We start from the raw sequence: 12,030 nt of genomic DNA on the forward strand, positions 1-12,030 counted from the left end.
CCCAGGGCGGTGAAGATATCAAAGACCCGTTTTCCGGTAAATCGCAATGCGGCTCCGCTTAAGTGAACAGCATTGCTCTTGACGAGGCCTTTTTGCTGTCTGGTGACACGGGGTGTACCGCTACTCCACCAGGCTCATGCCGGGGATCTGGCGCCAGTAACCGTTGCAGTCCCGCTCCTGCAGCAAGGGCAGGGGGGCCATCCCCTGTTCGTTGGCCTTGAAGCGCTCCAGCATCGTCAGGGTCTCCATGCCTTCGGGCGATAGGCGCACCACATCCACCAGGCCCTCCATCCCCTTGAGCTCGTTACCCAGGTTGTAGCAGTAACCGGACTGGGTCTGGATGCCGTTGAGGTTGAACACCTTCTGCCCTTCGCGACTGCTGGCAAGTCGCCCGGTGGGGTAGTGGATGCAGGCCAGTTCGCAGTTGTCCTTGGGCCGGTCGAGGGAGCGGGCGGTGAAGCAGCGTGCCGAGTAGGCGAGCGGCAGATGACCATAGGCGAACACCTCCACCTCGAACTGCTGGCGCTCCCTGCCCAGATCCTGATTGAGCTGCATCAGCCAGTCGCGGGAGAGCTCCACCGGCATCACCCAGCGCTGCATCCCCTGTTTAAGCAGCATGCGCAGCACGTCGGCGTTGTAGGCGTTGATGGCGGGGCCGCAGACGAACGGCAGCCCGGCTTCACTGGCGAGCTGGACGGCCCCCAGATCGTTGGCCTCGATCATCAGCTCGCCGTTGTCGACCAGCCGCTTGACCTCCTTGAGCTCGGAGGGAGCTGAGATCAGCGCCAGCGTGGAGAGTACCGCCTGCTTGCCGGAGCCCGCCACCTGACGGGCGAGGGCAATCCAGTCATCCACTTTCAGTTCGCGCCGCTTGCTGCAGACGGTTTCCCCCAGATAGACGATGTCGGCCTGGCTGGCGGCGGCCGCCTGATAGAAGGCCTGGGTGTCGGCCTTGGGCCAGTAGAAGAGCAGGGGGCCGAGAGAGAATTTCATGAACAGGGCTCCTTATTGCCACTGGCGATGATAGGCACCGAGGGTGGTCTGGCTCCCCTCGGAGACGCGGGCGAGCTGGGCATCCCACTCGGCCTTGACCTGATAGGCCTCGGGGTTGGCCTGATAGGCGTCGATGGCGGCGCGCCAGACCCGGGTCACCTGCTCCACATAGGCGGGGCTGCGCTGGCGTCCCTCGATCTTGACTGACTGGATGCCGGTCTGGAACAGCTCGGGCAGGAGGCCGAGGGTGTTGAGGCTGGTGGGCTCCTCCAGCGCGTGATAGGTCTGGCCATCCACCTCGAAGCGCCCCTTGCACAGGGTCGGGTAGCCGGCATTTTCCCCCGGGCCGTAACGATCGATCAGCACCTCGTTGAGGCGGGATTCGAGGCCGCTCGGGGTCTCCTCCCAGCGCACGAACTTGGCTGGTGAGCAGGCACCGACGGTGTTGGGGCTCTCGCCTGTCATGTAGGAGGAGAGGTAGCAGCGCCCCTCCGCCATGATGCAGAGGCTGCCGAAGGCGAACACCTCGAGGCCGACGTCGGTCTCGCGGGCCAGCTGCCTGACCTGATGCATGGAGAGCACCCTCGGCAGCACCACCCGGCCGACGTTGAAGTGCTGCTGGTAGAAGCGGATGGCGGCGGCGTTGGTGGCGCTGGCCTGGACCGAGACATGCAGCTCCATGTCGGGATGGCGGCGGCTGGCATAATCGAGCACGGCGAGATCGGCGATGATCAGGGCATCGGCACCGAGCGCCACCCCTTTGTCCACGGCCTGCTTCCAGCGGGCGTCGGAGCCCGGGTGGGCAAAGGTATTGATGGCGATGTGCAGCTTGCGGCCATGCTGGTGGACATAGTCAACCGCTCTTTCCAGCTTGCTGTCGGTGAAGTTGAGCCCGGCGAAGTGGCGGGCATTGGTGTCATCCTTGAAGCCGATGTAGACCGCATCGGCCCCGTTATCCACGGCTGTCTTCAGTGCCGGCAGGCTGCCTGCCGGGCAGAGTAATTCCATCGGGTACGCTCCGAGAGGGCAAAAATGCAAAAGTGGCCCGATTGTATTCATGCTTGCCCTCCCGCTTTTTGACCTGAGGCAGCTTTAGGTGGCTTTACCCTTCTTGAGGTAAGTGGGCACAAGTTTGATTTTCAACAGGATCTTGCCGAAGGGGCTGTGCTTGAATGCGCAAAAAACTGGGAGTTTATCGTGTTTCAACATCTGCAACGTCGCCTGGTCGAACAGGCACCCCGTCTCTTGCGCCACCCCCTCAAGCTGGTGCCCTTCCCGCTGCAACAAAACCTGATGGAGGCCCTGCTGGGTAGGGTATTCCGGGAGGCCATCGAAGAGGGGGAATTTGCGTTTCTTGCGGGCAAGTGGCTGAAAGTGGAAGTCAGCGATCTGGGGTTATGCTGGTTTATCAGCGAGCAGGGGGGCAAATTGGTAGTGGCAAGGAAGTGTGAGCACGCCGATGTCTGTTTCAGCGGCAATAGCCAGGATCTTGTTCTGATCGCCGGGCGCCGTGAAGACCCGGATTCCCTCTTCTTCCAGCGTCGGCTAAAGATAGAGGGGGATACCGAGCTGGGCCTGGAGGTGAAAAATCTGATGGACAGCCTAGATCTGGACGGGCTGGGATTGATGAAATTCCCCCTGATGGATCTGGCGACCTTTATCGAGCGGGCCCGCGAGACGCACGTGCCCACTGCCGCGACAATGAGCTGAGCCGTTTTCTTGCCCGAGTGCTGCGGAACAGGTGAACTTGAGCCGCAGTCCCCCACTGTCAGCGTGACCACGCAGGGTGGGGATGTATCATCTGTCTGTTTGTGCAGAAATGCCTGGTCGGAAGCGGTGCCAAAATAGCGATTGGTTATGTTACAATTGCGCGCCATTTTTGACTGAAGATTGACTGGGCATGTTGGATCAGATTCGTATCGTGTTGGTAAACACCTCTCACACCGGCAACATGGGATCCGCGGCGCGGGCCATGAAGACCATGGGGCTGACTCAACTGGTGCTGGTCGATCCCCAGGCCCAGCCGGATGAGGAGGCCGTCGCCCTGGCGGCGGGGGCCAGCGATATCCTGGCTCGCGCCCGAATCGTGCCGACCCTGGATGAAGCCATTGCCGACTGTGGTCTGGTCATCGGCACCAGTGCCCGTTCCCGCACCTTGAGCTGGCCCATGCTGGATCCCCGTGAAGCGGGCGAGAAGCTGGTTGCCGAGGGCATGGAGCACCCGGTCGCGCTGGTGTTTGGCCGTGAACGCACCGGCCTCACCAATGACGAACTGCAAAAATGCCACTTCCATGTGGCCATTCCCGCCAATCCAGAATACAGCTCCCTCAATCTGGCCATGGCAGTGCAGACCCTTTGTTACGAGGTGCGGATGCGCTGGCTGGAAGTACAGAACCAGGAGCCGGAGGATGAGCGGGTCGAGTACCCCAGCGCCCAGCAACTGGAAGGGTTTTATCAGCATCTGGAGCAGACGTTGCAAAAGACGGGATTCATTGCCGATGACCATCCAGGCCATGTGATGAGCAAACTGCGTCGTCTATTCAACCGGGCCAGACCCGAAGCGGTGGAGTTGAACATCCTGCGGGGCATTCTCACCTCTGTCCAGAAGTCCAGGGCACAGGATTAATCCCGACTGATTTACTCAAGCATATACTTGACTGATTTAGTCGGGTATGTGACCATATGCCACATATTGATTGGTTCGCAAGACGGTAAGGCATATGAGACTGACCTCAAAAGGACGTTACGCAGTGACAGCCATGCTCGACGTGGCGTTGCATGCAGAGCAGGGGCCCGTGCCCCTGGCTGATATTTCAGAGCGCCAGGGCATCTCCTTGTCCTATCTGGAACAACTATTTGCCCGTCTGCGCAAGCATGGTCTGGTGAGCAGCGTACGTGGCCCCGGTGGCGGCTATCGCCTCGGTCTGGCCCCTGGCGAGATTTCGGTCGGTCAGGTGATCACCGCGGTCGATGAATCGGTCGATGCGACCAAGTGCCTCGGCAAAGGGGGCTGCCACGGTGGTACCCAGTGCCTGACCCACTCCTTGTGGCGGGATCTGAGCGAACGCATCTCCAGTTTCCTGGGGGATATCACCCTGGCCGAGCTGGTTGGTCAGGCCGATGTGCGCCGTATCGCCGGTAAGCAAGATGAACAAATGAAGACCGTGTTGTCCCTGGTTGATCGGGCCGAACGCGGTGATGTGAGCTTGAAAGTCCAACTATAAACGTGCTTTCCACGACGAGTCGCTGTGTGACCCCGTCGTAACGGAGAAAAAGATGAAACTGCCTATTTACCTTGATTATTCGGCAACCTGTCCGGTGGACCCGCGTGTCGCAGAAAAAATGATGCAGTGCCTCACCATGGACGGCCTGTTCGGCAACCCAGCCTCCCGTTCCCACCGTTTCGGCTGGCAGGCCGAAGAGGCGGTGGATCTGGCCCGTAATCAAGTGGCAGAGCTGATCGGCGCGGACCCGCGCGAGATCGTCTTTACCTCCGGTGCGACCGAGTCCAACAACCTGGCCATCAAGGGCATCGCCCATTTCTACGCCGGCAAGGGCAAGCACATCGTCACCTCCAAGACTGAGCACAAAGCTGTGCTGGATACCTGCCGCCAACTGGAGCGTGAAGGCTATGAGGTGACCTACCTTGAGCCCATGCCCAACGGCCTGTTCACCCTTGAGCAGATCGAAGGCGCCCTGCGTGATGACACCATCCTGGTCAGCATCATGCACGCCAACAACGAGATCGGGGTGGTGCAAGACATCGCTGCCATCGGCGAGCTGTGCCGTTCCCGCAAGATCCTGCTGCACGTGGACGCCGTCCAGAGCGTGGGCAAGATCCCGGTCGACGTGGAAGCGCTCAAGGTTGATCTGCTCTCCATGTCCGCCCACAAGGTATACGGCCCGAAAGGCATTGGCGCCCTGTATGTGCGCCGTAAGCCCCGTGTTCGTCTGGAAGCCCAGATGCACGGCGGTGGTCACGAGCGCGGCATGCGCTCCGGTACCCTGGCAACCCACCAGATCGTCGGCATGGGGGAAGCATTCCGCATCGCCAAGGAAGAGATGGCGAGCGAGAGCCAGCACATCATGGCCCTGCGCCAGCGTCTGTGGGATGGCATCAAGAACATCGAAGAAGTCTATATCAACGGGGATCTGGATCAGCGTGTACCGGGTAACCTGAACGTCAGCTTCGCCTATGTGGAAGGGGAATCCCTCATCATGGCACTGAAGGATCTGGCGGTCTCTTCCGGTTCTGCCTGTACCTCGGCCAGCCTGGAACCTTCCTACGTGCTGCGCGCCCTGGGTCTGAACGACGAGCTGGCACACAGCTCCATCCGTTTCAGCATCGGTCGCTTCACCACCGAAGAAGAGATCGACTACGCAATCAAGCTCATCTGCGACTCCATCGGTCGTCTGCGCGAGATGTCCCCCCTGTGGGAGATGTTCAAGGATGGCGTCGATCTGAACACGGTCGAATGGGCACATCACTGATCCTTGCCAGCATGGCAAGGGTCTGGTGAACAACGGAATTAGCAGGAGTTAGATATGGCTTACAGTGAAAAAGTAATCGACCACTACGAGAATCCCCGCAACGTCGGTGGTTTTGACAAGAACGATCCCAGCGTCGCCACCGGCATGGTCGGTGCACCGGCCTGTGGTGACGTCATGAAGCTGCAACTGAAGATCAGCGACGATGGCATCATCGAAGATGCCAAGTTCAAGACCTACGGCTGTGGTTCCGCCATCGCCTCCAGCTCCCTGGTGACCGAGTGGGTCAAGGGCAAGACCCTGGACGAAGCGGCCGGTATCAAGAACACCGACATCGCCGAAGAGCTGGCGCTGCCGCCGGTGAAGATCCACTGCTCCATTCTGGCGGAGGATGCCATCAAGGCCGCCATCGCCGATTACAAGCAGAAGAAAGGTCTTTAAGGTCCGGAGAGCAGTATGGCCATAACCATGACAGATGCCGCAGCGGCGCGGGTTTCCTCCTTCATGATCAACCGGGGCAAGGGCATCGGCCTGCGCCTCGGCGTCAAGACGACCGGCTGTTCTGGCCTTGCCTATGTGCTCGAGTTCGTGGATGAGCTGGCTGCCGAGGATCAGGTGTTCGAGCAGAAAGGCGTCAAGATCATCGTGGATGCCAAGAGCCTGATCCACCTGGATGGCACCGAGCTGGACTTCGTGAAGGAAGGCCTCAACGAGGGCTTCCAGTTCAACAACCCGAATGCCAAGGGCGAATGTGGTTGTGGCGAAAGCTTCAGCGTGTAAGTGGTTCGATTGACCGATCGCCCATGTTTGCAACGCCTCGCAGCCACAAGGGTGAGCCCTGTTGCGGCGAGTCTCTTGTGATCAACACCTTGCTCATCAACACAGTGGTGTGGACGCCAGTCCATGCCACTGCTTTCAAGTTCAAGACGAGTGTGGTTGCACTCCCAGCGCTATTGTCTGAGGATGAAGGATGAATCATTTCGAGCTGTTCGGGCTGGCTGAGGGCTTCGAGCTCGATACTCGCCAACTGGCTGACACCTATCGTCAGCTGCAGACCCAGTTCCATCCCGATCGTTTTGCGACTGCCCCCGAGCGGGAGCAGCTGGCTGCCGTGCAGCGTGCTGCCCAGATCAACGATGCGTTTACCACCCTCAAGATCCCCTTGCGCCGAGCCGAGTACCTGCTCTCCTTGCGGGGCACCGATATTCGCGGCGAGCAGCAGACACTGCAAGATCCTGCCTTTCTGATGCAACAGCTGGAGTGGCGAGAGCGGCTGGCTGATCTCAAGGGCGACGCCGACCCTGAGGGGGCCATCAAGGATTTTCGCCAGGAGATCAGGCATGATCACCAGGCGTTGATGCAACGGCTGGTCGACTCTCTCACCAGGGGTGAGGATCTGCAGGCGGCGGATTGCGTTCGCAAGCTCAAATTTGTCGACAAGCTCCTCGAGGAGCTGGAACGATTCGAAGACTCGCTGTTCGAGTCTTGACCCTCTAACGCAGGAATTGTGATTACCCATGGCATTACTGCAAATTGCCGAGCCAGGCCAGAGCGCCGCGCCTCACCAGCATAAACGTGCCGTCGGCATCGATCTTGGCACCACCAACTCCCTGGTCGCCGCCGTGCGCAGCGGCCAGGCCGACACCCTCTGTGACGAGCAGGGGCGTGATCTGCTGCCTTCCGTGGTCCATTACCAGGCCGATACCATCCGGGTTGGCTTCGATGCCAAGCGTGAGGCGGCCCTCGATCCCCACAACACCATCGTCTCGGTCAAGCGGATGATGGGCAAGGCGCTGGCCGACATCGATACCCGCCAGCAACCCTATCAATTCGTGGCGGCCGACAACGGCATGCCGCAATTGCAGACCCGCCAGGGGCTGGTCAATCCGGTGCAGGTCTCTGCCGAGATCCTGAAAAAACTGGCCGAGCGCGGTGCCGCGTCCCTCGGGGGAGACCTCGACGGCGTGGTCATCACGGTGCCCGCCTATTTTGACGATGCCCAGCGTCAGGGTACCAAGGACGCGGCCAGACTGGCCGGTCTGCACGTACTGCGCCTGCTGAACGAGCCCACCGCGGCGGCCATCGCCTATGGCCTCGACTCCGGCCAGGAAGGGGTGATCGCCGTCTATGACCTGGGTGGCGGAACCTTCGATATCTCCATCCTGCGTCTGCATCGCGGGGTGTTTGAGGTGATGGCCACCGGTGGCGACTCGGCACTCGGTGGTGACGATTTTGACCATCTGCTGGCGGACTGGCTCAAAGAGCAAGCCGGGTTGTCCGGTCAGCTCGATGCCCGTACCCAGCGCGAGTTGCTGGATGCTGCGGCCAGCATCAAGCACGGCCTCACCGATGCCGATGCCGTTACCTGCACCTTTGCCGGCTGGCAGGGTACCGTCACCCGCAGCCAGTTTGACGAGCTGATCCAGCCCCTGGTCAAGCGCACCCTGCAGGCCTGTCGGCGCGCCCTGCGCGATGCGGGTCTCGAGCAGGAAGAGGTGCTGGAAGTGGTGATGGTCGGTGGCTCGACCCGGGTGCCGCTGGTGCGCGAGCGGGTGGGCGAGTTCTTCGGCCGCACCCCCTTGACCAGCATCGACCCTGACAAGGTGGTGGCCATCGGTGCCGCCATCCAGGCCGACATCCTGGTGGGCAACAAGCCCGACGCCGAGATGCTGCTGCTGGACGTCATCCCGCTTTCCCTGGGTCTTGAGACCATGGGCGGCCTCGCCGAGAAGGTGATCCCGCGCAATACCACCATTCCGGTGGCCCGCGCCCAGGAGTTCACCACCTTCAAGGATGGCCAGACCGCAATGGCCATCCACGTGGTGCAGGGGGAACGCGAGTTGGTGGCGGATTGCCGCTCCCTGGCCCGCTTCACCCTGACCGGCATTCCGCCCATGGCGGCCGGCGCCGCCCACATTCGCGTCACCTTCCAGGTGGATGCGGACGGTCTGCTGTCGGTCAGCGCCATGGAGAAATCCTCCGGCGTGCAGGCCGAGATCCAGGTCAAGCCCTCCTACGGGCTGGGGGAAGATGACATCCTCAACATGCTGAGCGCTTCCATCGCCAATGCCCAGCAGGACATGGACGCCCGTATGCTGGCGGAGCAGCAGGTCGAGGCCGACCGGGTGGTCGAGAGCCTCAACGCCGCCCTGGCCGCCGATGGCGAGGCTTTATTGAGCCCCGCCGAGCGGGCCGAGCTGGATGCCGCCATCGCCCATCTGCTGACCATGCGCAGCACGGGCACCACCAACCAGATCAAAGAGGCCATCGAGGCGGCGGATGCTGCCAGTGGCGAATTTGCAGCCCGCCGGATGGATGCCTCCATCCGCAAGGTGCTGACCGGACAAAACGTCAACAAGGTGTGATATGCCAAAACTGATTATTCTGCCCCATCCCGAGCTCTGTCCGGACGGCGCAGCGCTCGAAGGTGCGACCGGTGAAACCATTCTGGATATCGCGCTGCGCAATGGCATCGAGATCGAGCACGCTTGCGAGAAGTCCTGTGCGTGTACTACCTGCCACTGCGTGGTGCGGGAAGGGTTCGACTCCCTCGAGCCGAGCGACGAGCTGGAAGACGACATGCTGGACAAGGCGTGGGGGCTGGAGCCGGAATCCCGTCTCAGCTGCCAGGCCAGACTGGCGGACGAGGATCTGGTGGTGGAACTGCCCAAGTACACCCTGAATCTGGCGTCCGAGCGCCACTGATGACCCCTTAATTACACATGAGTGAATTGCGCGTGCAGCATCTCATGGTGCAGTAATGATATGGTGAAGGCCGTGACCCTTGAGGGAGCGGCCTTTTTTGTGCCCGTGATTTCCCTATTCGTTGATGAAAGTGCCAATAAAAAGGAAGCAAGAGAACATGGCTGACATGATGAACGTAAGGTTGTCGTCCCAGGCTGCCGCCGCCCAGTGGGGCGAGGGTGCCCTGCTCAGTTTCAACGGGGACGAGGCCCATCTCCATCTGGCCGCTGGCCAGGAGAAGGAGGCGCTGCGCGCCATCCAGCGCGGTGCCAGACGCCTCGAGTCGAGCGGCATCAAGCGCATCAAGCTGGTGGGCGAGGGGTGGAATGGGGAGCGTCGTTACGCCTTTGCCCAGGGCTTCTATGCCGCCAAGGGGGTTCGCGAGCTCGATTTTGGTGAACAGAGCGAGCAGGAAGCGGCCGAACTCGCCGCCTTGCTCAAAGCGACCCACTGGGTGCGAGAGGTGACCAACGGCTGCCCGGAAGCCATCTACCCCATGAGCCTGGCGGAGTTCGCTCTGCTGCTCATTCGCAGCCTCGGCGGTGACAAGGTGACCGCCCGCATCACCGCTGGCGAAGCCTTGCGTGAATCGGGTTATATCGGGATCTGGTCGGTGGGCCGTGGCAGCGAGCGCGAGCCGGTGCTGCTGGAGCTCGACTACAACCCGACCGGGGATGCCAACGCCCCCGTGGTCGCGGCGCTGGTGGGCAAGGGGATCACTTTTGATTCCGGCGGCTACTCCATGAAGTCCTCCGACAACATGCTGCCGATGAAGTCCGATATGGGCGGCGCCGCCATGGTGACCGGCGCCCTGGCGCTGGCCATCAGCCGTGGCCTGAACAAGCGGGTCAAGCTCATCCTCTGCTGCGCCGAGAACCTGGTCTCCGGCCACGCCTTCAAGCTCGGCGACATCCTCATTTATCGCAACGGCATCTCGGTCGAGATCCAGAATACCGACGCGGAAGGTCGCCTGGTGCTGGCAGACGGCCTGCTGGCCGCCAGCGAAAGCGGGGCTGCCTACATCCTCGACGCTGCCACCCTGACCGGCGCCGCCAAGACCGCGCTGGGCCGCGACTACAACGCCGTGTTTGCTCTCGATGAGGCGGAGCAGGTGCGCGCGCTGGCTGCCGCCAACGCCGAAAACGAGAAGGCCTGGCCGCTGCCGCTCGAACCCTGGCATGCAGGCCAGCTCACCTCGGCCTTTGCCGAGCTGGGCAATGTGGCATCCGCCGAAGGCACTGCCGGCGCCACCACGGCAGCGGCGTTCCTGTCGCGCTTCGTCCGTGACGAAGGCAAGGGCTGGGTGCACCTGGACCTGGCCGCTTCCTATCAGAAGTCGGGCAATGATCTCTGGGCGACCGGGGCCAAGGGCCATGGTCTTCGCACGATTGCCCGCTGGTTGCAGGAGGTGTGCGCATGAACGTCTGGTTGAGCCGAGAGTTTGCACCGGCCGAGTGGGGGGAGGGGGCACTGCTCTCCCACCGTGCCGACGGCATGGTGATCCATCTGGTGAGCGCCACTCCCTTGCTGGATATCCAGCAGGCGGCGCGGCGCCTGTGCAGCCAGGGGATCCAGCAGGTGGTCCTGGCTGGCCACTGGGAGCGGGAGCAGCAGTGGGCCTTTGCCCAGGGGCTGCAGACGCCCAAGGCGGAAGTGGGGTTGCAGTGGGCCACTTCGTCCGAGGAGGACAGGGAGGAGCTGGAGGCGCGCTGGCTGTGCGGGCGCTGGGTGCGGGAGATGACCAACGCCACCCCGGAGCAGTTGGGGCCGCTGGAGCTGGCGGTCGAAGCCGCCGCCTTCCTCACCGAGCTGGCACCGGACCGGATCAGCCATCGCATCCTCAAGGGGGAGGCGCTGCAACAGGCGGGCTGGGTCGGTCTCTATCAGGTGGGTCGTGGCAGTGACCGCGAGCCCGTGATGCTGGAGCTGGATTTCAATCCGGGCAAGGATCCCAAGGCGCCGGTAGCGGCCGCCCTGGTGGGCAAGGGCATCACCTTCGATTCCGGCGGCTACTCCATGAAGACCTCCCAGGGCATGCTGACCATGAAACACGACATGGGCGGTGCCGCCATCGTCACCGGCGCGCTGGCGCTGGCCATTCTGCGTGGCCTCGACAAGCGGGTGAAGCTCATCCTCTGCTGCGCCGAGAACCTGGTATCCGGGCATGCCTACAAGCTGGGTGACATCCTCACCTACAAGAACGGCACCACGGTGGAGGTGGTCAATACCGACGCCGAAGGGCGTCTGATCCTGGCCGACGGCTTGCAACTGGCCGGCGAGTCTGGTGCGCCGCTCATCATCGACGCCGCCACCCTCACCGGGGCGGCCGTGATGGCGCTGGGGGGGCGTTACAACGCCCTGTTTGGACTGGACAAGGGGCTGGTGAGCCGCGCCATGGCCTATTCGGATGCAGAGCAGGAGCCAGCATGGCCGCTCCCGCTGGAGCCCTGGCATCGCCAGCAGTGCCCGTCCCACTATGCCGACACCGCCAACAGCCGCCCCGTGCCGGGCGGCGGACCGGGGGGGGCCTCCAATGCGGCAGGCTTCCTCTCCCGCTTTGTCCCTGATGAGGGAAGAGGCTGGCTGCATGTCGATCTCGCCGCCTGTTTCAGCGAGAACGGCGACAGTCTGTGGGCGCCCGGGGCCAATACCCTGGGGATGCGCACCATCGCCCATACCCTGATGGCGGAGACGCGCTGAGTCAGTGAACGGCATCACAAGGGCACCTCAGGGTGCAATGCTGTTCACTTAAGCGGAGCCGCATTGCGATTTACCGGAAAACGGGTCTTTGATATCTTCACCGCC

General features: G+C 62.1%; 13 protein-coding genes. 11 read left to right on the forward strand and 2 right to left on the reverse strand.

The window, feature by feature from the left end; all coding sequences use genetic code 11:
- Positions 1 to 120: 120 nt before the first annotated feature.
- Together PG887_RS20485 and ubiU are read right to left on the reverse strand one after the other, a co-directional pair.
- A complete protein-coding gene (locus PG887_RS20485; RefSeq protein WP_039038733.1) occupies positions 121 to 993 on the reverse strand; it encodes a U32 family peptidase in 873 nt (290 codons plus the stop codon).
- Positions 994 to 1,005: 12 nt separating this feature from the next.
- Positions 1,006 to 2,001, reverse strand: coding sequence for a ubiquinone anaerobic biosynthesis protein UbiU (gene ubiU, locus PG887_RS20490; protein ID WP_010675064.1), 996 nt, complete (start codon positions 1,999 to 2,001; stop codon positions 1,006 to 1,008).
- A gap of 189 nt (positions 2,002 to 2,190) precedes the next feature.
- On the opposite strand from ubiU, the gene ubiT reads away from it, so the two are divergent.
- The 11 genes from ubiT (at position 2,191) to pepB (PG887_RS20545) (ending at position 11,925) form a co-directional block, all read left to right on the forward strand.
- Positions 2,191 to 2,703 carry a ubiquinone anaerobic biosynthesis accessory factor UbiT gene (gene ubiT / locus PG887_RS20495; protein WP_270822782.1) on the forward strand — a complete coding sequence of 171 codons (513 nt, stop codon included), beginning with the start codon at positions 2,191 to 2,193 and terminating at the stop codon, positions 2,701 to 2,703.
- A gap of 190 nt (positions 2,704 to 2,893) precedes the next feature.
- Positions 2,894 to 3,619 carry a tRNA (cytosine(32)/uridine(32)-2'-O)-methyltransferase TrmJ gene (gene trmJ / locus PG887_RS20500; RefSeq protein WP_042880722.1) on the forward strand — a complete coding sequence of 242 codons (726 nt, stop codon included), beginning with the start codon at positions 2,894 to 2,896 and terminating at the stop codon, positions 3,617 to 3,619.
- Between the two features lie 94 nt (positions 3,620 to 3,713).
- Positions 3,714 to 4,217: a Fe-S cluster assembly transcriptional regulator IscR gene (gene iscR / locus PG887_RS20505; protein WP_025327241.1), complete on the forward strand. Its 504-nt coding sequence runs from the start codon at positions 3,714 to 3,716 to the stop codon at positions 4,215 to 4,217.
- Between the two features lie 52 nt (positions 4,218 to 4,269).
- Positions 4,270 to 5,484 (forward strand): IscS subfamily cysteine desulfurase, encoded by a 1,215-nt coding sequence (locus tag PG887_RS20510; protein WP_010675060.1) that lies wholly within the window; start codon positions 4,270 to 4,272, stop codon positions 5,482 to 5,484.
- A gap of 54 nt (positions 5,485 to 5,538) precedes the next feature.
- Positions 5,539 to 5,922 (forward strand): Fe-S cluster assembly scaffold IscU, encoded by a 384-nt coding sequence (gene iscU, locus PG887_RS20515; protein WP_010675059.1) that lies wholly within the window; start codon positions 5,539 to 5,541, stop codon positions 5,920 to 5,922.
- A gap of 15 nt (positions 5,923 to 5,937) precedes the next feature.
- Positions 5,938 to 6,261 carry an iron-sulfur cluster assembly protein IscA gene (gene iscA, locus PG887_RS20520; protein WP_010675058.1) on the forward strand — a complete coding sequence of 108 codons (324 nt, stop codon included), beginning with the start codon at positions 5,938 to 5,940 and terminating at the stop codon, positions 6,259 to 6,261.
- A 190-nt stretch (positions 6,262 to 6,451) separates the two neighbouring features.
- The gene (gene hscB, locus PG887_RS20525) at positions 6,452 to 6,970 is read left to right on the forward strand and encodes a co-chaperone HscB (RefSeq protein ID WP_270822783.1); all 519 of its coding nucleotides are present in this window, start codon (positions 6,452 to 6,454) and stop codon (positions 6,968 to 6,970) included.
- A 28-nt stretch (positions 6,971 to 6,998) separates the two neighbouring features.
- On the forward strand, positions 6,999 to 8,846 hold the full coding sequence (hscA, locus tag PG887_RS20530) for a Fe-S protein assembly chaperone HscA (RefSeq protein ID WP_264787680.1): 1,848 nt from the start codon (positions 6,999 to 7,001) through the stop codon (positions 8,844 to 8,846).
- Position 8,847: 1 nt separating this feature from the next.
- Complete coding sequence (gene fdx, locus PG887_RS20535; RefSeq protein ID WP_005299781.1) at positions 8,848 to 9,186, forward strand: ISC system 2Fe-2S type ferredoxin; 339 nt, start codon at positions 8,848 to 8,850, stop codon at positions 9,184 to 9,186.
- Positions 9,187 to 9,343: 157 nt separating this feature from the next.
- Positions 9,344 to 10,645, forward strand: coding sequence for an aminopeptidase PepB (gene pepB, locus PG887_RS20540; RefSeq protein ID WP_270822785.1), 1,302 nt, complete (start codon positions 9,344 to 9,346; stop codon positions 10,643 to 10,645).
- Positions 10,642 to 11,925, forward strand: a complete 1,284-nt coding sequence (gene pepB / locus PG887_RS20545) for an aminopeptidase PepB (protein ID WP_039038726.1) — start codon at positions 10,642 to 10,644, stop codon at positions 11,923 to 11,925. The genes pepB (PG887_RS20540) and pepB (PG887_RS20545) overlap by 4 nt, the downstream gene beginning before the upstream one ends.
- Positions 11,926 to 12,030: the final 105 nt, after the last annotated feature.

The sequence above is a fragment of the Aeromonas sp. QDB14 genome (assembly GCF_027707845.1).
Lineage (GTDB): Bacteria > Pseudomonadota > Gammaproteobacteria > Enterobacterales > Aeromonadaceae > Aeromonas > Aeromonas caviae.